This window comes from Micromonospora sp. 067-2 (genome assembly GCF_046549295.1).
In the GTDB taxonomy this organism is placed as follows: Bacteria; Actinomycetota; Actinomycetes; order Mycobacteriales; family Micromonosporaceae; genus Micromonospora.
In genome coordinates, this window is the sequence record NZ_JAJPWB010000011.1 from 140912 (window position 1) to 165507 (window position 24596).

20 protein-coding genes are annotated in these 24596 nt (G+C 70.8%); 12 read left to right on the plus strand and 8 right to left on the minus strand.

The genetic code is table 11. From position 1 onward, the window contains the following. The first annotated feature begins 58 nt into the window (after nt 1-58). Nucleotides 59-682, plus strand: a complete 624-nt coding sequence (locus ACLJN9_RS25650; RefSeq protein WP_410814152.1) for a DUF402 domain-containing protein — start codon at nt 59-61, stop codon at nt 680-682. 31 nt (nt 683-713) lie between these two features. Here the strand turns inward: ACLJN9_RS25650 and ACLJN9_RS25655 are convergent, their stop codons facing one another. Continuing rightward, nucleotides 714-1733, minus strand: a complete 1020-nt coding sequence (locus ACLJN9_RS25655) for a helix-turn-helix domain-containing protein (RefSeq protein ID WP_410814153.1) — start codon at nt 1731-1733, stop codon at nt 714-716. Between the two features lie 244 nt (nt 1734-1977). Here ACLJN9_RS25655 and ACLJN9_RS25660 point away from each other — a divergent pair, with 244 nt between their 5' ends. After that, nucleotides 1978-3060 (plus strand): peptidoglycan-binding protein, encoded by a 1083-nt coding sequence (locus tag ACLJN9_RS25660; RefSeq protein ID WP_410814154.1) that lies wholly within the window; start codon nt 1978-1980, stop codon nt 3058-3060. A gap of 151 nt (nt 3061-3211) precedes the next feature. Here ACLJN9_RS25660 and ACLJN9_RS25665 read toward each other — a convergent pair whose 3' ends face one another. Then, entirely contained in the window at nt 3212-4153 is a 942-nt protein-coding gene (locus ACLJN9_RS25665; protein WP_410814155.1) for a permease prefix domain 1-containing protein, read from the minus strand. Then, the gene (locus ACLJN9_RS25670) at nt 4150-4491 is read right to left on the minus strand and encodes a PadR family transcriptional regulator (RefSeq protein WP_410814156.1); all 342 of its coding nucleotides are present in this window, start codon (nt 4489-4491) and stop codon (nt 4150-4152) included. The genes ACLJN9_RS25665 and ACLJN9_RS25670 overlap by 4 nt, the downstream gene beginning before the upstream one ends. Nucleotides 4492-4649: 158 nt before the next feature. Here ACLJN9_RS25670 and ACLJN9_RS25675 point away from each other — a divergent pair, with 158 nt between their 5' ends. Further along, entirely contained in the window at nt 4650-5792 is a 1143-nt protein-coding gene (locus ACLJN9_RS25675) for a low temperature requirement protein A (RefSeq protein ID WP_410814157.1), read from the plus strand. 7 nt (nt 5793-5799) lie between these two features. On the opposite strand, the gene ACLJN9_RS25680 is transcribed toward ACLJN9_RS25675, so the two are convergent. Beyond that, a complete protein-coding gene (locus ACLJN9_RS25680; RefSeq protein ID WP_410814158.1) occupies nt 5800-6420 on the minus strand; it encodes an L-threonylcarbamoyladenylate synthase in 621 nt (206 codons plus the stop codon). A 261-nt stretch (nt 6421-6681) separates the two neighbouring features. Between ACLJN9_RS25680 and ACLJN9_RS25685 the strand changes: the two genes are divergently transcribed. Both ACLJN9_RS25685 and dnaE read left to right on the plus strand, forming a co-directional pair. Next, nucleotides 6682-8064 (plus strand): glycosyl hydrolase, encoded by a 1383-nt coding sequence (locus ACLJN9_RS25685; protein WP_410814159.1) that lies wholly within the window; start codon nt 6682-6684, stop codon nt 8062-8064. Between the two features lie 193 nt (nt 8065-8257). Next, nucleotides 8258-11791 carry a DNA polymerase III subunit alpha gene (dnaE, locus tag ACLJN9_RS25690; RefSeq protein WP_410814160.1) on the plus strand — a complete coding sequence of 1178 codons (3534 nt, stop codon included), beginning with the start codon at nt 8258-8260 and terminating at the stop codon, nt 11789-11791. A 23-nt stretch (nt 11792-11814) separates the two neighbouring features. On the opposite strand, the gene abc-f is transcribed toward dnaE, so the two are convergent. The 3 genes from abc-f to ACLJN9_RS25705 all read right to left on the minus strand — a co-directional run bounded on the left by abc-f (nt 11815) and on the right by ACLJN9_RS25705 (nt 15997). After that, nucleotides 11815-13452, minus strand: a complete 1638-nt coding sequence (gene abc-f / locus ACLJN9_RS25695; protein WP_410814161.1) for a ribosomal protection-like ABC-F family protein — start codon at nt 13450-13452, stop codon at nt 11815-11817. Between the two features lie 266 nt (nt 13453-13718). Beyond that, complete coding sequence (locus ACLJN9_RS25700; protein ID WP_410814162.1) at nt 13719-14414, minus strand: response regulator; 696 nt, start codon at nt 14412-14414, stop codon at nt 13719-13721. Then, nucleotides 14411-15997, minus strand: coding sequence for an ATP-binding protein (locus tag ACLJN9_RS25705; protein ID WP_410814163.1), 1587 nt, complete (start codon nt 15995-15997; stop codon nt 14411-14413). Before ACLJN9_RS25705 ends, ACLJN9_RS25700 begins: the two co-directional genes overlap by 4 nt. Before the next feature lie 101 nt (nt 15998-16098). Between ACLJN9_RS25705 and ACLJN9_RS25710 the strand changes: the two genes are divergently transcribed. The 7 genes from ACLJN9_RS25710 (at nt 16099) to ACLJN9_RS25740 (ending at nt 23555) form a co-directional block, all read left to right on the plus strand. Beyond that, nucleotides 16099-17490 (plus strand): cation:dicarboxylate symporter family transporter, encoded by a 1392-nt coding sequence (locus ACLJN9_RS25710; protein ID WP_410814164.1) that lies wholly within the window; start codon nt 16099-16101, stop codon nt 17488-17490. Nucleotides 17491-17659: 169 nt separating this feature from the next. Next, nucleotides 17660-18091, plus strand: coding sequence for a DinB family protein (locus ACLJN9_RS25715; protein ID WP_410814165.1), 432 nt, complete (start codon nt 17660-17662; stop codon nt 18089-18091). Between the two features lie 121 nt (nt 18092-18212). Further along, nucleotides 18213-19076: an alpha/beta fold hydrolase gene (locus tag ACLJN9_RS25720; RefSeq protein ID WP_410814166.1), complete on the plus strand. Its 864-nt coding sequence runs from the start codon at nt 18213-18215 to the stop codon at nt 19074-19076. Between the two features lie 145 nt (nt 19077-19221). After that, entirely contained in the window at nt 19222-19638 is a 417-nt protein-coding gene (locus ACLJN9_RS25725) for a carboxymuconolactone decarboxylase family protein (RefSeq protein WP_410814168.1), read from the plus strand. A 163-nt stretch (nt 19639-19801) separates the two neighbouring features. Next, on the plus strand, nt 19802-20353 hold the full coding sequence (locus ACLJN9_RS25730) for a phosphotransferase (RefSeq protein ID WP_410814169.1): 552 nt from the start codon (nt 19802-19804) through the stop codon (nt 20351-20353). 123 nt (nt 20354-20476) lie between these two features. After that, nucleotides 20477-21280 carry an aminotransferase class IV family protein gene (locus ACLJN9_RS25735; RefSeq protein WP_410814170.1) on the plus strand — a complete coding sequence of 268 codons (804 nt, stop codon included), beginning with the start codon at nt 20477-20479 and terminating at the stop codon, nt 21278-21280. 118 nt (nt 21281-21398) lie between these two features. Beyond that, complete coding sequence (locus ACLJN9_RS25740) at nt 21399-23555, plus strand: FUSC family protein (protein ID WP_410814172.1); 2157 nt, start codon at nt 21399-21401, stop codon at nt 23553-23555. Nucleotides 23556-23634: 79 nt separating this feature from the next. Here ACLJN9_RS25740 and ACLJN9_RS25745 read toward each other — a convergent pair whose 3' ends face one another. Beyond that, a complete protein-coding gene (locus ACLJN9_RS25745) occupies nt 23635-24510 on the minus strand; it encodes an alpha/beta fold hydrolase (protein WP_410814174.1) in 876 nt (291 codons plus the stop codon). Nucleotides 24511-24596: the final 86 nt, after the last annotated feature.

The window sequence follows — 24596 nt, forward strand, 5'->3', positions numbered from 1 at the left end:
GAGGTGGCATCCGCGAGCCGGTAGGCTGCCCGGCGGCAAGCGAGGGGGTGTCGGGGCCGTGGGAGTAGAACACCGGTTCGCGTCGGGTGACGTGGTCGTCCGGCGTGAGGTTCTGCGTGACGAGGTCTGGTTCGGCTGCCCGACGATCTGCGTCGAGGACTCGCCCGACCTGCTGGCGCTCTACCTTCCGCCGGGGGCCGAGTTCGGCTTCCCCGAGGCCGGCACCTTCCCAAGTGGGCGGCACCCGTGGCAGACGGCCGGGCACCGCGTCTGGTCGGGGCACGGCAAGCTGATGCTGCAACGCCCCGGCGAGGCGCACTCGGTGGACGTGTTCTGGACCGGCCCGGAGCGCGACTTCGCCGGCTGGTACTTCAACCTCCAGGACCCGCTACGGCGTACCCCGGTGGGGGTGGACACCCTGGACCACGAGCTGGACCTGTGGTGGGGCGCGGACGCCGACCGGTACGTCTGGAAGGACGTGGAGATGTTCGCGCAGCGCCTCGTCGAGGGGCGCTACCCGGGCATGGCGGACGCGATCCGTGGCGAGGGTGACCGGATCGCCGCCCTGCTGGACGCGGGGGAGCGCTGGTGGGACCCGGCGTGGGCCTCCTGGCGGCCCGACCCGGCCTGGCCGGTGCCGCGGTTGCCGGCCGGCTGGGATGTGGTGCCGACCGCTCGCTGAGGACCGACGCCGACCGGGACCGGGTCGGCCGTCAGTCGTCGGGCAGCGCGTCGACCAGGAACACCTGATCCGCTGTGTCGGTGCACGGCTCGGCCAGCGCCTCGGCCAACACCTCGGTGTCATCGTCGCGGAGGCCGACGCACAGCTCGGTGTTGGCCGGGCGGATGCGGTAGGTGGTGGGCGCCGAGCCGGTCGGCTCGAAGCGGAACAGTTGAAGCGACCCGGGAACGAGGCAATTCGTCCACGGCTCGAGCAGGTGCCGGCCGGGCTCGTCCCTGCGGATGGTGAGACAGCCCGGTCCGTGCGCGGGATGGTTCCACTTGATGAGGTACAGACCGCCGGGCACCGGCTCGAGGTAGGTGTCCGGTGGTGTGGCCTGGGCGCAGGGGCGCTGGACCGCCACCTCGCTCTCGTACCGGCCGGTGCGGTCGCGCCCCTCGGTGAGACAGAGCTGCGGGGCACGGACGGGGCGGATCTGGCTCCGGCCGCCGCTCGGCGCGGTCGACGGGCTGGAGTCGCCTCTCGGCGTGGTCGAGCGGCTGCCCTCCGCTGAGGCGCGCTCTGCCGACGGTCGGCGCTCGCCGTCCGGTCGCAGAAACCAGGCACCCGCGCCGAGTGCGCCCAGCAGAACGCCGACGACGAGCAGCGCCAGCGGTCCGGGTCGCGGAAACCAACGAGGGCGGGTCCCGGCCGGGGGCAGCGGCTCCGGGGCCGTGGCCGGCGCGCCGACGCCGGCTGGCGGGTGGTCCGGCGCGGGCGACGTCGGGGCGAACGACCCGGCCGCGAGTCGATGTCGTGCCCGCAGCCACACCTCCACCTGATCCTCGGCGCCGCAGGCGCGGACGAACGCGGCCAGCACCTCGGGTCGCGGCAGGGTGGCCCGGCCGAGGACGTCGGCGGCGGTGCTGCGGGCCAGCACGTCGCCGGCTGAGGCCGCACGCTGCTCCAGTTGCCGGTAGGTGAGCCGGGACCGTTTCTTGAGCTGACGCAACAGATCGACGAACTCGATCGGATCGTTCGCGTCGTCCGGTCGTAGCTCCCCCGTGTGCATCGCCCGATTGTCCAGACCCGCATGGCCGTGGGGCAAGCCGGGCCCGCGCCGTCTGTCCGACATGGTCGGACAGAACCCGGACAAGGCCCGTTGAGCTGCCCGGACACGCCCGGGGGCGGGGCCTGGGCATTGTCCGCACCGACGTGCTTGTCTAGCGTCGTTTTCCACTGGCCGCGTCACTGACCGGTGTGGTGTCGGCGGGCACCGGACAGGCTCGGCCACATCGACGACACGGGGAGATTCGATGGATGGCGCTGTCCGGGATCAGGTGCCGCAGGCCGCCACGGCGGGGGAGTACGTGGCGCAGCTCCGGGTTGTACGGCGGTGTTCCGGCCTGACCTATCGGGAGGTCACCCGGCGGGCCTCGGCCGCCGGGCACTGGCTGCCGCCGAGCACCCTCGCCACGATGCTGGGCCGGACCACCCTGCCCCGCGAGCGGACCGTCGTGGCGCTGCTGGCCGCCTGCGGTACGCCGCCGGAGGAGATCGGGCAGTGGGTGGGGATGCGGCGCGACATCGAGGCGCGCGCCACCGAGCAGGAGCGCCGGCACGGCCCGGCGGCGCCCACCGACGAGGTGACCGATGACGGCCCGCACCCCGCCGACGACCCGCACACCCCTGATGACTCGCACCCCGCCGACGGCCCCGTTACGCGGGAGCGGCCACCGCCCCGGGTGCGTCGGGCGACCCGAGCGGTCCGTCGGCGGCTTCGGCTCGGAGCACTCGCGCTGCTCGTCGGGCTGTCGGTCGGGGCGTCCGGCGCGCTGCTGGCGGGCGATTCCGGCACGCAGAGCACACCGGACGGTCCGTCAGCCGACGGATGCCCGCTCGTCCTGCGGCAGGGCATGTACGGCCCGTGTGTGCTGAGCCTGCAGGAACGACTCGCGGCCGGCGGGTTGTACGTGCCGGTGGACGGCTGGTTCGGGCCGGACACCGCCAGCCGGGTGATGGCCTTCCAGGCGTTGGGCGGCCTACCGGCCAGCGGCGCCGTGGACGCCGACGTCCTCCACGGGTTGTCGGGCGAGCCGGTGGTGACCACCTGGCCGGAGGACCGGATCCGCAAGCAGCTGCGACTGGCCTTTCCGGAGGATCCGGCCGGGGCGACTCGGCTGGCGGGGTGCCTGTCGGGGCTGGACCCTTACCGGGTGGAGATCCGCGCGGACGGCTCGCGGCGCTGGGGGCTGTTCCAGTTCAGCGACATGGAGTTGGCGCGGCTGGATGTCGATCACCGGACCGCGCTGGATCCCGGCTGGAGCATCCGGGCGGCGCGGGGCGCCTGGTCGGCCACCCGGGACTTCGACAACTGGCACTGCGTGTCGTCTCCCTGACGTGCGCTTTCCGTCGTCATCCGTCCCGCTGTTCCACGGTCATCTGGGAAAGGTGCCACGGCGGCAGGCGGGGCGATCCGCGGTGGCCCTAGGCTCCGACGGGCGGAGGCCCGACGCGGGGTACGCGCCGGGCCGCCTCGTCGGGTGCTGGTCAGATCGTGCGACGTCGGGTCTTGCCGGCGGTGTCGATCAGCTCCCAGACCGCCACCACGACCGAACCCACCGCGACGACGAGCCCGAGGGTGTTGCGGTTGTCCGCGTCCGCCAGCCAGCTCAGTCGCTGTGCCAGGGCCGGGTTGAGCAGGCTGTCGGAGAGCGCCAACGACACCAGCGGCACCGTGAACGCCAGGTTGAGCAGCGCCTTCACACCGAACAGCGTCCAGGTCCACCGCCCGGTCCGGTACTTGACCACCTCGAACACCACGTTGCCCAGCAGTACCGCGATCAGCGCCGGCAGCCAGAACGACCACAGTGCCGGGTCGAGGATCGGGATGTTGTCGCCCTCCGTGGTGTGCACCCACGACTGGTAGTGCTGAAAGGGGAGGTAGCCGATGAGCAGCGCCAGCATGGCCACCGACGCGATGGTGTCGACGAGGGAGACGTGACGGTGCGCGGGAACGTCCGGCAGTTGCTCGACGGTCCAGTCGGGCAGCTGGGAGTGGGAGCGTTCGATGAGGACGAAGACCAGGGTCAGCCAGAAGGAGATCTGCACGGTCACGTGGAAGGCGACGACGACGCCCGTCCCGATGGCCCCGAAGCCCTTGCCGGTGGCCGCTTCGACGACCGCGACGATCGTGCCCACGAGCGCCGGGATGAAGCTGAGCAGCAGCTTCAGTAGCCGCAGCCAGACCAGGTAGTAGGTCGGGCCGAGGAGCTGCAGCCGGCGGTCGGCGTACCGGGCGGCCAGCAGGTCGGGGTCTCCCAGCTCGGTGAGCACCTCGCGTTCGGCGGCCGGGGTCTCCTGGCCGCCGCCGGTCCGTGCCTCGATCATGTCCTCGATCGAGGCACGCAGCTCGGAGGCGATCTCCTCCCGGCGCTGGGTGGGCACCGAGCGCAGGGTTGCGGCGAGGTAGCGGTCGGTCAAGGTGTTCATCGGTCCACTCCTTGGATCAGCCCGGTGATGGAGGTCTGCACGTCGGCGAGGTCGTTGAGGAGCCGGCTCAGCATCGACTCGCCCTCGTCGCTGGTCCGGTAGAACTTGCGCGGTCGGCTCTCCTCGGTGTTCCACTCGCTGGTCAGCAGCCCCTGGTCCTCCAGTCGGCGCAGCAGCGGATAGAGGGTGTTGGCGTCCACCGGAAAGCCGTGGTCGGTGAGCCGCTGCAGCAGTGCGTAGCCGTAGTCCGGCCGGCGGAGCGCGACCAGGCTGGCCACCACGACGGTGCCTCGACGCAACTCCTGTAGGTGCGTCCGTAGAACGTCCTCGCTAACCATGTGTCACACCATACTGTGTGCCACACAGTGTTGTCTAGACCGACACTATTGTGTCTGTCAGGGACCGGCTAAACGCGGCCGGCGGCGCGGCCTCGGATGTGAAGCTGTGACCATGGCGGGAAGTCGGTGACGCAGGAGCCGCGTGAACCGCTGACCGCATGTCCGGCGGCTCGCAGCGCGCCGATCTGCTGGAGCTGTTCTTCGACCTGGCCTTCATCGCCGGTCTGACCATGGCGTCGCAGAAGATGGCGACTCAGCAGACCTGGACCGGCATCGTCCAGGGGCTCCTTGCCCTGTCGACCCTGTGGGCGGTGTGGGTGACGACCACGCTGATCACCAACAGCTACAGCCCCCAGCGGCGGCCGATCCCGTACCTGATCCTGGTCAGTACGTTCGGCCTCATGCTGATGGCGGCCGCGCTGCCGACCGCGTTCGGCGACCACGGGCTGATCTTCGGCGGGACCTGGGTCGCGCTGTTCCTGGGGCGGGAGCTGGCGCTCATCCGGTCCCTGCGCGGCCGGCGGGAACAGGAGCGCTCCCTGCGCGCCCTGGCCTGGAACCTCTGTTCGGGGTCTCTCTGGGTGGTCGGCGGCCTGGTGTCCGACGCCGACTGGCGGCTGGCCCTCTGGCTGGGCGCGGTGGCGGCGGACTACACCGCGTACGGGTTCCGCTTCCCGATCCCCGGTCGGTCACCCCTGCCGCAGTACCAGGTGGCACCGGAGCACCTCGCCGAGCGGTACCAGCAGATCTACATCCTCAGCCTGGGTGAGCTCATCCTGGTCAGCGTGGTCAGTCTGAGCCGCGAGCCGTTCACCACGCACCGGATCGGCGCCTTCGGCACCGCGTTCCTGGTGGCCGTGGTGCTGTGGTGGAGCTACGCACGGGGAGCGGGTGCCAGCCTCCACGCCGCCATCGAGTCCTCGCCACACCGGGGCCGGCTGGTGCAGACCAACCCGTACGCCCACTGGCTCATGGTCGCCGGGGTGGTCGGCACGGCGGCCGGATTCGAACAGGTCATCTCACACCCGGGAACACCGCCGGGTGGCCCGATGACCGCGCTCATCCTGGGCGGAGCCGGGCTCTTCCTGTGTGGCCGGGCGGTGTTGGAACACGAGGTCTACCAGCGCGTGCCGATGTCGCACGTCATCGGGGTCGTCGCCGCGATCGCCCTGGGTCCAGTGGCGGCGCACCTGCCCGGTCTGGCGGTGAGCGCCGCCGCCGGCCTCGTGCTGCTGGGCGTCGCGGTCGCCGAGATCCTCCGGGCCCGGAGCCACCCGACCCGCAGCCCGGCGACGATCTGAGTGGGGGTCACTCGAAGCGGGAGAGGTCTCCCGCGCCCCGGCGCAGGATCTCCGGCTCCGGCCCGGACAGGTCGATCACCGTCGTCGGCTCCTTGCCGCAGTCGCCGGCGTCGAGCACCGCGTCGAGCTGGTGGTCGAGCCGTTCCTTGATCTCCCACCCCTGGGTCATCGGCTCCTCGTCGCCGGGCAGGGTCAGGGTGCTCGACACCAGGGGCTCGCCCAGCTCTGCCAGCAGCGCCTGGGTGACGGTGTGCCGGGGTACGCGGACGCCGACGGTGCGCTTGCGGGGGTGCAACATCCGGCGGGGCACCTCGCGGGTGGCCGGCAGGATGAACGTGTAGCTGCCCGGGGTGGACGCCTTCACCAGGCGGAAGACCGAGTTGCTGACCTGGACGAACTGGCCGAGCTGCGCGAAGTCCCGGCAGACCAGGGTGAAGTGGTGCCGATCGTCGAGGCGGCGGATCTGGCGGATCCGGTCCAGCCCGTCCCGGTCGCCCAGGTGGCAGCCGAGCGCGTAGCACGAGTCGGTCGGGTAGGCGACCAGGCCGCCGCCGCGGATCAGGTCGGCGACCTGGCGGATGACCCGGGGTTGCGGGTTCTCCGGATGGACGTCGTAGTACCTCGCCATCCTCCGAGCCTAGGCGCTGCCGGGCGCAGTGGTCGTCGCGGGCGGCACCTCGCACGTCCCGGCTGGCGGCGACCTCATTGCATCGATTCACATCGGTGATTGCGCTACCCGGTCCGGTCGGCCTAGCATCGCTTCGGGAGCAGGGCGCCGTACGCCAGCGGGACCACCGACGCGCACCGGGCGGGCGTCGATCGGCACCGCGTGGGCCGGTTCACCCGCCGGGCACCGCCACGGCGGCACTCCCACCCCGATGGAGATTCCATGCGATCATCCGTACGCCGGATGGCCCTCCTGGCCGCCGGCACCGCGACGGTACTCACCGCCGGTCTGCTCACCGCCGTCTCCGCCCAGGCCGCCGCCGGCTGCCGGGTCAGCTACCGGGTGACCAACCAGTGGCAGGGCGGCTTCGGCGCCGACCTGACCGTCACCAACCTCGGCGACGCGATCAACGGCTGGACCCTGACCTGGTCCTTCCCCGCCGGGCAGACCGTCACCCAGCTCTGGAACGGCACCCACACCCAGTCCGGCGCCCAGGTCCGCGTCACCAACGTCGGCTACAACGGGTCCATTGCCACCAACGCCAGCGTCGGTCTGGGCTTCAACGGCAGCTGGAACAACTCCAGCAACCCCGCTCCGGCCTCGTTCGCGCTCAACGGCACCACCTGCACCGGGGCGACGACGCCGACGTCACCGACGCCCAGGCCCACGCCGACGCCGACGCCGCCCGGCGGTAGCTGCACCGCCCAGCCGGTGGATCCGCAGGCCACCGCGCAGGCCCGGCGGCTGCTCTGCTACCTCTACAGCCAGTACGGCAACCACATCCTCTCGGGTCAGCAGGAGTCGACCTGGGTGGACGGGCCCGACTACGAGATGAACTACATCTACTCCCGCACCGGGAAGTACCCGGCGATCCGGGGGCTGGACATGGGTGACTCGCCGACCTTCGGCAGCCGCGCCGTCTCCTGGTGGAACGCCGGCGGCATCCCGATGGTGGGCTACCACATGGGCTCGCCCGCCCAGGGCCAGGACGGCTACGCCGGATCGCAGATGAACGCCAACATCAACGCGGCGCTCACCCCGGGCACCGCCGACCACACGCGGTTCCTCCAGCGGCTCGACGCCGCCGCGGCCCAACTCGCCCAGGCGCAGGCCGCCGGCGCGGCGGTGATCTGGCGGCCGTTCCACGAGGCCGGCGGCACCTGGTTCTGGTGGAGCAAGGAGGGCGGCAGCCAGTACGTCCGGCTGTGGCGTTTCGTGTTCGACTACTACACCAAGACGAAGGGGCTGCACAATCTCGTCTGGCTGCACCCGTTCAACGGCTCGCCCACCTCGTCGTTCTACCCGGGCAAGGCGTACGTCGACGTCGGCGGGGCGGACACCTACGCCGGTGACCACGGCCCGCTGACCTCGCTGTTCAACTCCACGCGCAGCATCGTCGGCGGCACCGTGCCGATCGCGCTGCACGAGAACGGGCGGATCCCCGACCCGGGCCAGCTCCAGTCGTCGGCCACCCGGTGGGTGCTGTTCAACACCTGGCACAGCACCTTCGTCTCCGACACGAGCGTCAACCCGGTGTCGACCTTCCAGCAGGTCTACGGCAGTTCCTACGTCGTGACCCGCGACGAGGTGCCCAACCTGCGCTGACCGACCGCGTCACCAGCGCCCCCCGGCGCGGCGCGTCCCGCCGTGGCGGGGGTCGCTGGCGTGTGCGGGACGAGACGTCCGACACCCGGTGCGAGGTCGGCCCGCGCGGCTCTCGCGGCCCCTGATCGAATCTCGGTAGGGTAGGCCGACCGACCTGAACCAACCCATGATTCGACCCGGGGGGGCGCTCTGCATGGGCGATTCGTTCGCGCATCTGCACGTGCACACCGAGTATTCGATGCTGGACGGGGCGGCCCGGCTCAAGGACCTGTTCGCCGAGGCCAACCGGCTCGGCATGTCGGCGGTGGCGATCACCGACCACGGCAACATGCACGGCGCGAACGACTTCTACAACCAGGCGATGGCCGCCGGGATCACGCCGATCCTGGGCGTCGAGGCGTACGTGGCGCCGGAGTCGCGCTATCACAAGGCCCGGGTCAAGTGGGGCCGGCCGGAGCAGAAGAGCGATGACATCTCCGGCAACGGCGCGATCACCCACAAGACCATGTGGGCGCGTAACGCGCAGGGCCTGAAGAACCTGTTCACCCTCAACTCGCGGGCCTCCATGGAGGGGCACTACGTCAAGTGGCCCCGGATGGACATGGAGCTGATCGCCGAGCACGCCGAGGGCATCATGGCCACCACCGGCTGCCCCTCCGGGGCGGTGCAGACCCGGCTTCGGCTGGGTCAGTTCGACGAGGCGCTCAAGGTCGCCGCCAGCTACCAGGACATCTTCGGTAGGGACAACTACTTCCTGGAAATCATGGACCACGGCCTGGACATCGAGAGCCGGGTCCGCGAGGGGCTCACCGAGATCGCCCGCAAGCTGGACATCCCGCCGGTGGTCACCAACGACTCGCACTACACCCACGAGGCGCAGGCCACCGCCCATGACGTGCTGCTCTGCGTGCAGACCGGCAGCAACATCGACGACCCCAACCGGTTCCGGTTCGAGGGCGGCGGCTACTTCGTCAAGAGCGCCGACCAGATGCGCGCGGTCGACTCCTCCGAGTTGTGGCAGGAGGGCTGCCGCAACACCCTGCTGGTCGCCGAGCGGGTCGACCCGACCGGGATGTTCGAGTTCCACAACCTGATGCCGCGCTTCCCGGTTCCGGAGGGGGAGACCGAGGAGTCCTGGTTCCGCAAGGAGACCTTCGTCGGCCTGGGCCGCCGCTACCCGAACGGCATCCCGGAGGGGCACGTCGTCCAGGCCGAGTACGAGCTGGGCGTCATCAACCAGATGGGCTTCCCGTCGTACTTCCTCGTGGTCGCCGACTTCATCCAGTGGGCCAAGAACCAGGGCATCGCGGTGGGTCCGGGTCGTGGTTCGGCCGCCGGCTCCCTCGTCGCGTACGCGTTGGGCATCACCGACCTGGACCCGATCCAGCACGGCCTGATCTTCGAGCGGTTCCTCAACCCCGAGCGGGTCTCGATGCCGGATGTCGACATCGACTTCGACGAGCGTCGGCGCGGTGAGGTGATCAAGTACGTCACCGACAAGTGGGGTGAGGACAAGGTTGCCCAGATCGCCACCTTCGGCACGATCAAGGCGAAGGCCGCGATCAAGGACTCGGCGCGGGTGCTCGGCTTCCCGTACGCGGTCGGCGACCGGATCACCAAGGCCATGCCGCCGGCCGTGATGGGCAAGGACATCCCGCTCACCGGCATCTTCGACGCGAAGCACCCGCGGTACTCCGAGGCTGGCGAGATCCGCGGCCTGTACGACTCCGACCCGGACGTCCGCAAGGTGATCGACACCGCCAAGGGCATCGAGGGGCTGATCCGGCAGACCGGTGTGCACGCCGCGGGCGTCATCATGTCCGCCGAGCCGATCATCGAGCACATCCCGCTGACCCGCCGGGACGCCGACGGGGCGATCATCACCCAGTTCGACTACCCGACGTGCGAGTCGCTCGGGCTGTTGAAGATGGACTTCCTCGGCCTGCGCAACCTGACGATCATCGACGACGCGGTCAAGAACATCGAGCTCAACCACGGCCTCAAGCTCGACCTGCTGGGGCTGTCGCTGGATGATCCGGCCGCGTACGAGCTGCTGGCCCGGGGTGACACCCTCGGTGTGTTCCAGCTCGACGGCGGGCCGATGCGGTCGCTGCTGCGGATGATGAAGCCGGACAACTTCGAGGACATCTCGGCCGTCCTGGCGCTGTACCGGCCCGGCCCGATGGGCGTCGACTCGCACACCAACTACGCGCTGCGCAAGAACGGCCTGCAGGAGATCACGCCGATCCACCCTGAGCTGGAGGAGCCGCTGCGGGAGATCCTGGCGCCGACCCACGGCCTGATCGTCTACCAGGAGCAGGTGCAGCGCGCCGCGCAGATCCTCGCCGGCTACACGCTCGGTCAGGCCGACCTGCTGCGCCGGGCGATGGGCAAGAAGAAGAAGGAGATCCTCGACAAGGAGTTCATCCCCTTCCGGGACGGCTGCCGCGAGCGCGGCTACTCCGACGGGGCGATCCAGGCGGTGTGGGACGTCCTGGTGCCGTTCGCCGGGTACGCCTTCAACAAGGCGCACTCCGCCGCGTACGGGCTGGTGTCCTACTGGACCGCGTACCTCAAGGCGCACTACCCGGCCGAATACATGGCGGGGCTGCTGACCAGCGTCGGCGACGACAAGGACAAGATGGCCCTCTATCTGTCCGAGTGTCGCCGGATGCGCATCCAGGTGCTTCCACCGGACGTGAACACCTCGGCCGGGCCGTTCACCCCGGTCGGCACGGACATCCGGTTCGGGCTGGCGGCGGTGCGCAACGTCGGCGCGAACGTGGTCGCCTCGATCATGCGCTGCCGCAAGGAGAAGGGCGACTACAGCGACTTCTACGACTTCCTGGCCAAGGTGGACGCGGTCGTCTGCAACAAGAAGACCGTCGAATCGCTGATCAAGGCCGGTGCCTTCGACTCGATGAAGCACAGCCGCAAGGCGTTGCTCGCCGTGCACGCCGACGCGATCGACGCGTACGCCGACGTCAAGCGCAAGGAGGCCGTCGGCCAGTACGACCTGTTCGGTGCCGGGTTCGGCGACGGCGACGTCGGGGGCAGCACGACGGTGATGCCGACCATCGGCGAGAGCGAGTGGGACAAGCGGGACAAGCTGGCCTTCGAGCGCGAGATGCTCGGCCTGTACGTCTCCGACCACCCCCTGTTCGGCCTGGAGCACATCCTCGGCGCGGCGGCCGACACCACCATCGCCGCGCTGGCCGAGGAGGGCGGGGTGCCCGACGGAGCGGTGGTCACCCTCGCCGGCATCCTCTCCGGCGTGCAGCGTCGGGTCACCAAGCAGGGCCGGGCCTGGGCCTCGGCCACCCTGGAGGACCTGGCCGGCGGTGTGGAGACGCTGTTCTTCCCCAACACCTACGAGGTGATCGGGCAGTACATCGCCGAGGACGCCATCGTGGTGGTCAAGGGTCGGGTGGACCGCCGCGACGACACCCCGCGGATCATGGCGATGGACATGTCCATGCCGGACGTCAGCACCAGCGCCACCAACAAGCCGGTCACCCTCACCATCCCGGTGCACCGGTGCACGCCACCGCTCGTGGAACGGCTCAAGGAGACCCTGGTGCTGCACCCCGGCGACACCGAGGTGCACATCAAGCTGCTCAACGGCGGGCGCACCACCACCCTGCGGCTGGGTCCGTTCCGGGTGGCGGCCACCACCGCGCTGATGGGCGACCTGAAGAGCGTCCTCGGCCCGGCCAACGTGAGCTGACCGGGCCGCGGGCGCCGCCGGGCTCAGCCCGGTTCGGGGGCCGTGATCTCCCGCAGTTGGCCGTCGGCCAACCGCAGCCACCGCTGCACGCCGATCTCGGCGAGGAACCGTTCGTCGTGGCTGACCACGACGAACGCGCCCTGGTACGCGGACAGCGCGCCCTCCAACTGCGCCACGCTGACCAGGTCCAGGTTGTTGGTCGGCTCGTCGAGCAGCAGCAGTTGCGGTGCCGGTTCGGCGCACAGCACACAGGCGAGGGTGGCACGTAGCCGCTCCCCGCCGGAGAGCACCCCGACCGGTAGGTTCACCCGGGCACCCCGGAACAGGAACCGGGCCAGCAGGTTCATCCGCCTCGCATCGGGCAGGCTCGGTGCGTACGCCGCGAAGTTCTCCGCCACCGTCCGGTCGAGGTCCAGCAGGTCCAGCCGCTGCGACAGGTACGCGATCCGGCCGTCGGCCCGACGGATCTCGCCGTCGGCCGGCTCGAGGTCACCGCCGATCAGACGCAGGAGGGTCGACTTGCCGGCACCGTTCGCGCCGGTGAGCGCGATCCGTTCCGGCCCTCGGATCACCAGGTCGGCGCCGTCGGAGGCGAACAGTTCCCGATCGTCGAAGCGGACCCGGAGCCCCTGGCCGGAGAGGACCGTGCGGCCGGCCGGGACGGTGGTGTCCGGCAGGTCCACGACGATCCGGTCCTCCTCGCGCAGCGCCCGACCGGCCTCGTCGAGCCGCGCCTTGGCCTGGCCGACCCGGTTGGAGTGCGTCTCCTGTGACCGGCCCGCCGACTCCTGTGCGCTGCGCTTGAGCCCGCCGGCCACGATCCGCGCCAGCCCCGCGTTTCCCAGGTTCCGGCTGGCGTTGCTGGCCCGCCGGTCAGCCCGTTCGCGGGCCTGCTGCATCTCCCGCTTCTCCCGCTTGACCTCCTGCTCGGCGTTGCGGATGTTGCTCTCGGCCACCTCCCGCGCCGCCTGCACCGCCTCGGTGTACGCGGTGAAGTTGCCGCCGTACCAGCGGATCTCGCCGCGGTCCAGCTCGGCGATGCGGTCCATGCGGTCGAGCAGTTCCCGGTCGTGGCTGACCAGCAGCAGGCAGCCGGACCATTCCGACAGCACGTCGTAGAGCTTGTGCCGGGCGTCGGAATCCAGGTTGTTGGTGGGCTCGTCGAGGAGCAGCACGTCGGGGCCCCGGAGCAGTTGAGCGGCCAGGCCGAGGGAGATCACCTGGCCGCCGCTGACCGTGTGCAGACGGCGGTCGAGCGACAGTTCGCCCAGGCCGAGCCGGTCCAGCTCGGCGCGGGTGCGCTCCTCGATGCCCCAGTCGTCGCCGATCGTGGCGAAGTGCTCCTCGGCGGCGTCGCCGGCTTCGATGGCGTGCAGAGCCGCGATCCGCTCGGCGACGCCCAGCACCTCGGCCACGGTCAGGTCACCAACCAACGGCAGCGTCTGCGGTAGGTAGCCGAGCACACCGTCGACGGTGACGCTGCCGCCGCTGGGGCGCAGCTGCCCGGCGATCAGCCGCAGCAGCGTGCTCTTGCCGGCGCCGTTGGGCGCGACCAGGCCGGTGCGGCCGCCCGGGACGGTGAAGGACAGACCCGTGAAGACCGGGGTGTCGTCCGGCCAGGAGAAGGACAGGTTCGAGCAGACGATGAACGCATCAGACATGCGAGTGACCTCAAGAGGGTGCGGTGGGCGCGCCGGAGCCGCCCGAAAGGGGAACGAGGACCGGTGGAAACGACGGCACGGCCACGGCGGCTACGCGGACCCGCGCGCCGATCGGTGGCCTGAGACATCCGGTATCACCCGGAGATGTCGTCGTCACCCGCCATGTCTGGTCTCCCTCGTCAACCGCTGACACCCAACGCCGCCGAGTCTAACAACGGATCTTCTCCCCGCCACCGGGTTCCCGGCGTCGGGGAGCTACGCGGCGCTCACCTCGGCCGGTACTCGACCTCGGGCCGGCCAGGGGTGCCGTAGCGGGAGCTGCGGACCACCCGGTCGATCGTGACCAGGTATTCCAGGTAGCGGCGGGCGGTCACCCGGGAGATGCCGGTCAGCCCACTCACCTCGGTCGCGGACAGCCCCGCCCGGGAGCCGGTCCCGTCGGCCAGCGCGGCGCGTACCCGGTTGAGGGTCTGCGCGTCGAGGCCCTTGGGCAGGCTGTGCCCGTCCGTGCCGCGCAGGGTGGCGAACATCCGGTCCACCTCGTGCTGGGCGGCGACCTCACCGTCGGCGAGCGCCTGGGCACGGTAGTCGGCGTACCGCTCCAGCTTGTCCCGGAACGCGGCGAACGTGAACGGTTTGAGCAGGTAGTGGGTCACCCCGAGGGAGACCGCGGTACGCACCACGGCAAGGTCCCGCGCCGAGGTCACGGCGAGCACGTCGACGCTGCTGCCGGCCGCCCGCAGCGCCCGGCAGACGTCCAGGCCGTGCAGGTCGGGCAGCCGAAAATCGAGGAGTACGAGGTCCACGTCGCCGCCGTCGTTGGCGCGCAACGCCGCCATCGCCGCCCGCGCGGTGTGCGCCACCCCGACCACCACGAAACCGGGAACCCGCCCGGTGTACGCGGCGTGCGCCTCGGCCAGCAGCGGCTCGTCCTCGACCACCAGCACCCGGATGTCGGTCACCGGCGTGCCCCGACGATCGGCAGTCGGATGGTGAACAGGCTGCCGCCGTCCGCCGAGCGACCCACCTCGGACCGGCCCCCGTGCCGGTGGACGACCTGCCCGATCAGGGCGAGGCCGAGCCCCCGCCCGGTGCTCTTGGTGGACCAGCCGCGCCGGAACGCGTCCGCCACCCGGTCCGGGGCCAGCCCGGGGCCGCTGTCGGCGACACGGACCACCAGTTCGTCGTCGACGGTGCCGAGGAACACCCGGACCCGGCGGGGCGCGGGCGTAGCGGCCACCGCCTCCAAGGCGTTGTCGACGAGGTTGCCGACGACGGTGAGCAGGTCGCCGGTCGGCAGGGGGCTGTCGTCGAGCCGGCAGTCCGGCTCGATCACCAGGTCCACGCCGCGCTCGCTGGCCTGCGCCGACTTGCCCAGCAGCAGTGCGGCCAACGCCGGCTCGGTCACGGCGCCGACCACCCGGTCGGTCAGCTGCTGCGCCAGTTCCAGGCCGCGGGTGCCGAGCCGGACGGCCTCGTCGGCGCGACCCAGCTCGACCAGCGTCAGGACGGTGTGCAGCCGGTTGGCCGACTCGTGGGTCTGCGCCTGTAACGCCTCGGTCAGGGCGCGGACGGAGTCCAGTTCACTGGCCAGGGTGCGCAACTCGGTCTGGTCGCGCAGCGTCAGCACGGTGCCGAGCACCGCACCTTCGAAGCGGGTGGTCCGCTGGTTGGCGACCAGCACCCGGTCGCCGGCGAGGATGGGCTCGTCGAGGGCGTCCCGTCCGGAGCCGAGCAGCTCGGCCACCGCGGGCGGCAGGTCGATCCCGGCCACCGGTTGGTCGACCACCGCCGCGTCCGGGCCGAGGCCCAGCAGCCGACGCCCCTCGTCGTTGACCAACGCCACCCGTCGGTCGCGGGTCAACACGACGAGGCCCTCGCGCACCGAGTGCAGGACCGCGTCGTAGTACTCGTACATCCGGGTCATCTGCGCCGGCCCGAGGCCGTGCGTCTGCCGACGCAGCCGTCGGCTGAGCAGCCAGGAGCCGCTCGCGGCGAGGGCGAGCGCCGGTGCGACGACACCCAGCAGCACCGGCAACTGGCCGAGCAGTTTGCGGTCGATCGCGCGGGTGGTGATACCCACCGACACCAGGCCGACCAGCCGCCGCTGGTCGTCGTACACCGGGACGACCGCGCGCACCGACTCGCCGAGCGTGCCGACGTTGGTGACGGTGAACGGACGCCCGGCCAGCGCGGGCCCGATCTCCCCGACGAACGGTTGGCCGATCAGCTCCCGGGTCGGGTGCGAGTAGCGGGTCCGGTCGGGGGCCATCACCACCACGAAGTCGGTGCCCGTGGCCCTCCGGGTCGACTCGGCGTACGGCTGCAGGGTGCTGGCCGGGTCGGCGGTCGTGAGGGCCGCGCGGACGTCCGGGGAGTTGGCCACGGTCTGCGCCACCGCGAGCACCTCCTCCTGGGCGGCCTGCCGGGAGTCGCTGCGGGCCAGCCAGACGGCGCCCGCCGCGCCGGCCAGCACGAGCAGCGTCACCACCACCGCCTGGAGGGCGAACAGTTGCCCCGCGATGCTCCACTGGCGTCGGGTCACCTCCACCACCTCCTCGTCGCGCCGGTGCCGTTCGTGACCTGCGCGGTGAACAGAATGACCGCAAGGCTGTCAACGGGTGAGACGCGCTTCACATTGTCGACATGGACACCACCGCATCCACCACCACACCGACACCGTCGGTCCGTCGGGACCGTACCCGTTACCTCTATCTGGCCGTCATCGTGGCCGTGCTCGCCGGCATCGTGGTCGGCCTCGTCGCCCCCGATTTCGGCAAGGAACTCAAGCCGATCGGCACCGGCTTCGTCAACCTGATCAAGATGATGATCAGCCCGGTCATCTTCTGCACCATCGTGCTGGGCGTCGGCTCCGTCCGGCAGGCCGCGAAGGTCGGCAAGGTCGGCGGCCTCGCACTGGGCTACTTCCTGACCATGTCGACCGTCGCGCTGGCGATCGGTCTGGTGGTCGGCAACCTCATCCACCCCGGCTCCGGCCTGGACCTGGGCCAGGACCTCGCGGGCGCGGGCAAGGCCGCAGCCGGCGGTGAGGCCGGCGGTACGGCGGAGTTCCTGCTCGGGATCATCCCGACCACACTGGTCTCCGCCCTCACCGAGGGGGAGGTGCTCCAGACGCTGCTGGTCGCGCTGTTGGTCGGCTTCGCCGTACAGGCCCTGGGCCGGCGCGGCGAACCGGTGCTGAGTGCCATCGGCGTTCTCCAACGGGTGGTCTTCAAGGTGCTCGCCATGATCATGTGGCTGGCGCCGCTGGGCGCGTTCGGGGCCATGGCCGCCGTGGTCGGCGCGACCGGTGTGGACGCGCTCAAGAGCCTCGCGCAGATCATGCTGGGCTTCTACGCCACCTGCCTGATCTTCGTACTGGTGATCCTCGGCGCGCTGCTCTGGTTCGTGGCCCGGATCTCGATCTTCTCGCTGCTGCGCTACCTGGGCCGGGAGTTCCTGCTGATCCTGTCGACGTCGTCGTCGGAGTCGGCACTGCCGCGGCTGATCGCGAAGATGGAGCACTTCGGCGTGAGCAAGCCGGTCGTCGGGATCACGGTGCCGACGGGGTACTCGTTCAACCTCGACGGTACGGCGATCTACCTGACCATGGCGTCGCTGTTCATCGCCGACGCGTTGGGAAAGCCGCTGTCCATCGGCGAGCAGGTGTCGCTGCTGCTCTTCATGATCATCGCCTCGAAGGGGGCGGCGGGTGTCACCGGTGCCGGGCTGGCGACGCTCGCGGGTGGACTGCAGTCGCACCGGCCGGACCTGGTCGACGGGGTCGGGCTGATCGTGGGCATCGACCGGTTCATGTCGGAGGCCCGGGCGTTGACGAACTTCGCCGGCAACGCGGTGGCGACCGTTCTGGTCGGGACCTGGACCGGGGAGTTCGACCGGGATCGGGCTGCCGAGGTGCTGCGCGGGGACGACCCGTTCGACGAGGCGACCATGCTGGACGAGCACGACGCCGACGAGGAGGTGGCGACCCGACGGCCGGCCGACGAGGCAACCACCACGGCCGGCATACCGGCCTGACGCCGCGGTCGCGCAACCCCGGGTCGCTCCGGCCGAGCGCCGGCGCGACCCGGGGATTGGGAGTGTGTTGCTCATGGGCGACCGGCCCTGAGATGGTGTTCAGATGTCCCCACTCCCGCCGACGCTCGCCGAAGACGTCATCGACCAGCCGGCCAGGATTCAGTTCGAGGTGTTTCTCGACGAGCATCGGCGTGCGCTCAATGCCTGCCTGGACGGGCTGACCGAGGAGCAGGCGCGTCGATCGTTGGTGCCCTCCCGGACCACGCTGCTCGGCCTGGTCAAGCACGCGACCTTCGTCGAGAAGGTGTGGTTCGACGAAGCCGTCACCTGCCGACCGCGCGCCGAGATCGGAATCCCCGCGACGCCCGACGAGTCGTTCATCCTCGATGAGGGCGACACCATCGCCACCGTGCAGCGAGGACACCGCGAGGCATGCGCGGCAGCGCGCACTGCCGCGTCATCGCTGGGTCTGGACGACGTGCTCCTCGGCAACCGGCGCGGCCCCCTCCCGCTGCGCTGGGTATACCTCCACATGGTGCGCGAACTCGCCCAGCACTGCGGGCACGCGGACATCCTGCGCGAGCAACTCCTGAGCGAATAGTTCGCGGTCGTCGTCCACGCCACCAGCGCGGCGTCCCAGCGACAGACGCTCAGTCGGATGTTGGTTGAAAGCCCCTCCGATAAAGGGGCGAACAATTCTATTTCTCGGGAAGGGTTCATCCGTGAGAGTCACGGCAACGGGAACGGCAGCGGAGTTCGAACCTATCGGAACCATCATGGCGGTGGAAGATTTCAAGATTCATGTCCGCATGGATGGACCGGACGAAGGCCCACCGATAGTTCTGGTTCATGGATTTCTCGGATCGATGCGATGGTTCGACAAACTCGTGCCCCTGCTCTCTGACGAATTCCGCGTGATTCGGGCGGATCTGCTGGGGCATGGCTTCTCGAGCAAGCCCGGCCACGGATACTCTCCGCAATCCCAAGCGCGGGTGCTTCGCGCCCTGTTGGTCGACCTCGATGTGGTCGATCCCGTCCTCGTTGGCCACTCCCTGGGCGCGGACGTAGCGGTGTCGCTGGTCGAACAGGGATTCGGGGTCTCGAAACTCGTCATCATCAACGAGGCACCGGACTACACCCTGGTCAACCGTCCCTTCGTCAGCAAGCTCCTTCGGCTGCCCGTTCTCGGGGAGGCCATTTTCCGAATGCTGCCGACGTCCGCGTACCGTCCGGTCCTTGCAAGCTTTCTCGCGCCGGGCCGCTCTCTGGCATCGACGTTTGACGACGTGACTCAGACGGTCGATGACGCGGACGGCGTGCCGTACGCCTGTTTCCGTGATTCGCAGGACGAGAAGGAGCGGTTCGTCGCAGACCAGCCCCTTGATCAACGACTGGCTGCCCTCGGGATCTCCACCCTGGTCATGTTCGGTGGGCAGGACCAGGTATGTCAGAGCGACGGCTCCTGCGCCCGTTACCGCAACGTTCCCGGAGTTACCGTAGAGATTCTTCCGGAGTCGGGCCACTCTCCGATGCTGGAGAACCCGACAGGCACGGCAGAAATCATACGGAAGTGCGTGGTCTCCTGAGGCCTGCCGATATGGCAGACGAGCGCGAGACGCGGTTGCGGTGGCGGCCCGGGGCGGATCAGCACCGTCCCGGGCCAGCCGCCGACGGTGTCGAGTGTGGCGAGGTTGCGCGCATGCGACCGGGGCGGCTGAGACAGTTGGCGTCATGACGACGAACGACGAGGCAGCTGCCGCACCAGACTCTCGGTACGCCGCCGCTCTGGACACCGCCGAGCAGATGTTGGGCTTCCGCCTGGAGCGGTTTCTCGGCGCCAGCCCCGGCGAGCCGGTCAACGGGGCTGACTTCAAGCGGATCGCGACGATGCACGCCTTCGGCGACGTGTGGCCGCGCGACGAGCACCTGGACACGAGGACGAGGGCCCTGGTGTCGGTGACCATCGCGGCGACACTCGGCGTCCTGGAACCGCTCCGAGGCCAGCTGCGCATCGCGCTCAACGTCGGGGCCACCAGGGAGGAGATCGCCGAGGTCTTCCTCCAGGTCGCGGTCTACGCCGGTGTGGCGCGCGCGTTCGAGGGCTACCAGGTCGCGACCCAGGTCTTCGCGGAGGGCTCGGAAGGTTAGCCGGGGTCATGGCGTACCTCGAGAAGTCGGGCTTTGCCGTGCCGAGAGTGTACGAGGCGAGCGGCCCGGATCTGGTGATGGAGCGGCTGGACGGACCGACGATGTTGCGGGCGCTGCTCGACGGGAGCCTGGCCCCACCGAGGCTGCCAGGCTCCTCGCCGCCGTGCACCACCGGTTGCCTGCCATACCGGCCAGGAACGGCAGCGCACCCGCAGCCCGGATCCTGCACATGGACCTGCATCCCGACAACGTCATCCTCGGTGCCCGGGGACCAGTCGGAATCGATTGGCGCAACGCCACCGAAGGGCCCGCCGATCTCGACGTGGCGATGACGGCGGTGATCCTGGCCCAGGTCGCCGTCGACGCTACGCACCCCCTGGCCGTACCCGCCCAGGCGATGCTGACCGCCTTCCCGGCCAGTGTCGGCGGCGATCCGATGTCCACACTGGAGCTGGCACGGTCGATACGCCGGGTTGATCCCGCGCTCACCGGCCTTGAGGTCGACCTCGTCGCCGACGCGGCGGCTTGCGTCGTCGCGACGGTCTCGGGCCTCACGCAGAGCCGTCGGCCGGGTAGGGCTCGCACGGGGACCGGTCGGCCGCTGACGGCGGGGGTGCTGGCCGCTACGGTCGTGGATGTCGACGTTTCCGACCGCGAGGAGCTACCGCATGCCTCCCTCTCCGTCCCGGCTCCTCTCCGAGGTTGCGACGGCTGAACGGCCCGCCGAGACCAGAGTGGTGATGCGGCGTGCGGTGGTGCTCGGTGGCAGCATCGCCGGCCTGATGGCGGCCCGGGGTCGTCGTGCCACAGCCTCGTCCGTCGACATCGACCAGCCGGCATGACGGCATCTCTCGTGCAGCGCAACGGGGAGGCGGTGACCGCCGAGGAGTTGACGCCCCTCGCCTTCGCCGGCTACGCCCACTTCACCGCCATGCAGGTGCGTGCCGGCACGGTCCGGGGCCTCGACCTGCATCTGGAGCGGCTGCGGGCCGCCTCGGTGGAGTTGTTCGGTCGGGCCGTGCCCGACGAGCGGGTGCGGTCGTATCTTCGGGCGGCGCTGCGGGCCGGTCCCGCGGACCTGTCGCTGACGGCCACGGTGTACTCGTCGGCCGGTGACCTCGTCGTGACCGGGGCCGACGTGGAGCCCGAGGTGCTGGTCCGCACCGGAGCGGCCACGTCCGGTCCGCGGGGCCCGCTGACACTGCAACCGGTCGAGTACGAACGATTCCTGCCCAGCATCAAGCACGTGGGCGAGGTGGCGAAGACGTACGCCCTCCGACAGGCGATCGGACAAGGCTTCGACGATGCCGCCTTTCTCGACCGCCAGGGTCGTCTCAGCGAGGCGTCGATCTGGAATCTGGCGTTCTGGGACGGCACCGCGGTCGTGTGGCCCGTGGCCGAGATGTTGGCCGGAACCACGATGGGCATCGTTCGCCGACAGCTCGTCCGCCTCGGCGTTGCCCAGCGCGACCAGGAGGTCACGATCGCCGATCTGCCGGCGATGGCTGGTTGTGCGGTCATGAACTCGTGGACACCGGGGGTGACGGTCCACCGGATCGGCTCGGTGTCCATGCCGGAAGCACCGTCCTTCCTGGCACTGCTGCACCGGGCCTACCAGGCCGATCCACCCAGCGCGCCCTGACCGGGAGCCCGACCCCGCCGATCGCGCGGGTTCGCCGCGGAAAGCCGCCGCGCGTCGGGTTGCCCGGTGGACAATGGTGGGCCGGGGAGGGTGCTGCGACGAACCCGGGGGACCAGGCGTGCTCGGAACCAGCCTGCTGGGCCGGCTCCGCCGCCGGGACCCTGGCGACGCCGTCCTGCGGCGCGCGGCCCGCCTGACACTCGTGGCGTCGACCGTCTTCTACGCTGGCCGCTACGGCGTGGGTGACCCGGTGCTCGCCACGTACGGCCTGTTCGGCACGGTCGCCGCCGGGGCGTTCGCGCAGCTGCCCGGCCCGGCCCGCGAGCGGTCGCGGATCCTGCTCGGTGCGCTGCCGGTCGGCTGGCTCCTGATCACCGCGGGCACGCTGCTCGCGGGAAGCACGGCGGCGGCGGCCGGCGGGATGCTCGTCATCGGGTTCGTCGTGGCGTTCGCCGGGGTCGGCAACCCGCGCCTGGTCGGGCTGGCCAGCGCGTTCCAGCTCTTCTACATCCTGGCCTGCTTTCCGCCGTACCAGCCGGGCACGCTGCCACAACGACTGGCCGGGGTGACGCTCGCCATCGTGTTGCTCGCCGTGGCCGAGCTGGTCCTCTGGCCCGACCCGGTGCCGGTCTCCTACCGGCACCGACTCGCCCACGCGGCGGACGGCGTCGCGGCGTTCCTCGACGACACGGCGGATGCGCTGACCAACCCGAACGGCGTGCACGTCGGTCTGTCCACGCGACGCGAGCAGGCGACCGACGCGGTCACCGCGCTCGCGCTGAGCCGGATCTCCCCGGCGGAGGCGCCGACCGCGGCCGACGCCCGGGACCGGGCACTACGGCTGTGCGCCGCGGCGTTGCGGGAGGTGCTCGCCGGGGCGGGCCGGTTGGCGGCGGAGGTCCCACCGGAGCCGAGCCAGGACCTAGCGGCGGCGCGACTGCTGCGCTCGTGCGCCGACACGACTCGTGCCGCCGGCGCAGGCCTGTCTCCGGGTGCGCCGCGGGTCGACCTCGATGCGCTGACCGACGCGATCAGACGGGCCGAGGTCGCGTACCCCGCTGGGCAGGACGGCCTTCACGACCCGCCGGACGTACCCCGGATGTGCCGGGACGCGACGGCGCTGGCCCTCGCCGACCAGATTCGGGTCCTCGCCGTCGGCAGCCGGGTGGCCAGCGGTCTGCGGCCCACCGCCGGGAACGCCTACTCGGGGCTGTTCGAGTACGCGCAGCACGGCCCATGGAGGCTGTACTGGTGGCAGTTCCGCGTCCACCTGGCACCCCGCTCCGCTCATCTGCAGAGCTCGCTGCGGCTGGCCGTGGCGCTGGCCGTCGCCCGGGTCGTCGCCGGGGCGCTGCACCTGACCCATGGGTTCTGGGTGCTCCTGGCCACCCTCACCGTCCTGCGCACCTCGGCCCCGGACACCCGCAGCGCGCTACGGCCCGCTGTGCTGGGCACGATCGCCGGTGCCGCCGTCAGCGCTCCGCTGATGCTCGTCATCAATGACCCGATCGTCTATGCCGTCGCGTTGCCGGTCGCCCTCATGATGGCCTTCGGCGTCGGCCGCCTGCTGGGTCCGGTCTGGCAGCAGGCGCTGTTCACCCTGCTGCTGACGATCGTCTTCGCCCAGCTCACCCCCGAAGGGTGGCGGCTCGCCGAGGCCCGCCTGGTCGACGTCGTGCTCGGTGCGGCGATCGGCGTGCTCGCGGGTCTGGCGATGTGGCCGCACGGCGCGAGTCGCGACCTGCGGCGCAACACCGCCCGCTACCTCGCGGCCAGCGGGAACGCGATCGAGCAGACCGTCCGTACGGTGCTCGACGGCGCTGCGCCCGAGCGTGGGTTCGACCGCGTCCGCCGCCGGACAGCCCTGGTCGACTCGTCCTACTGGCAGTACCACTCGGAGCGGCACGATCCGGTTCGCCAGCGGGTGGACTGGGAGGCCGTCCTCGACGCCGGGCACCACGTGATGCCCAGCGCCGAGTCGTTGCTGCGGCGAAACCCACCCGGCTGCCTCGCCGGCTGGCCCGCGGCGGCGGTGTTGCTGAGGAACTCAGCGGCCGAGCTGCGCTCGGCGTACGACGACCTCGCCGACCAGGTCGCCACCGGCCGGCCTGCCGGCCCGATGCCCGCCCCGACCGACTGCGTCGACGAACTCGACCGGATCCGCCCGCTGCTCGGCGAGGTCGACTCCCGATCCTCGATACGGCATCTGGTGGAGGTCGACCGGTGGCTCGCCGCTCTCGCCGACGGCCTCGCCCGAGCGCGCCCCACCTCCTGAGCCGCGTCGGCTCCATGCGCTGATGGATCGACCGTTCGGGTCAGGACCACTGAACGCCACCTGGTCGGCAGGTCGCGCGTTACCGCTTGTCGATCAACCGGTCGGCGGGATGCCCCATCAGATCGAGCATCGCGGCGGCGATCTCGCCGGCCGCGGCGTCGGGAAGAGCGGTGCCCACACCGTCGAGGACGAGCAACCGCGCCCCGGGGATCTCGGCGGCGAGCGCTTCGCCGTTGCCCACGGGGAAGAACCGGTCCGCGCGGCCGTGTACGACGAGCGTCGGTACGGCCAGATCGCCGAGCCGCTCGCGCCACCGCGGCGCACAGTCGAGCCGGGCGAACACCGTCCCGAGCTGGTTCGCCGCATGCACGGACGGGTGACTCGACGGCGTGCGATCCCAGATCCGCGCTGCCGTCGCCCGTGCCTGCTCCGGGTCGTCACCGAGCAGGACCGCACCGTCGGCGGCGTAGGCAGCGACTGCGGCTTGGTCGCTCCAGTCAGGCATCGGGCGCGAGAACAGCGCGCCCATCGCCTCCGCGTCGTGGTCGGGCAGATCGTCGTCGACCGGACCCGGCGCGACCGGGCGCGTCCCGACCAGGGTCAGCGCGGAGAACACACCGGGATGGTCGAGTGCGGCAATCTGGGCGACCATTCCACCGACCCCGATACCGCCGAGGTGGGCAGTGGCAGCACCCAACGCACCGACAAGCGCCGCCGCGTCGGCGGCGAGATCGCGGAGCGTGTAGTCGGGCGCCTCTGGATCGGCGGTCGTCGAGGCCCCGCAGTCGCGCAGATCGTAACGGACCACCCGAGCTCCGCCGGCGGCGAGCCGTTCGCAGAGAGCGTCCGGCCAGGAGAGCATCGTGGTGCCGCCGGCCAGCAGCACGAGCGGATCGGTATCGCGACCGAAGCTCTCCACACCGAGTTGGATGCCGTTTGCCGTGACCGAAGGCATGCGTCACCGTACCAGCGGGGGACCGGACCGGTCGGTCGAAGGAGCGGCTCAGCCCGGGGCCGCGAGTCGGCGATTGGCCGTGCCCA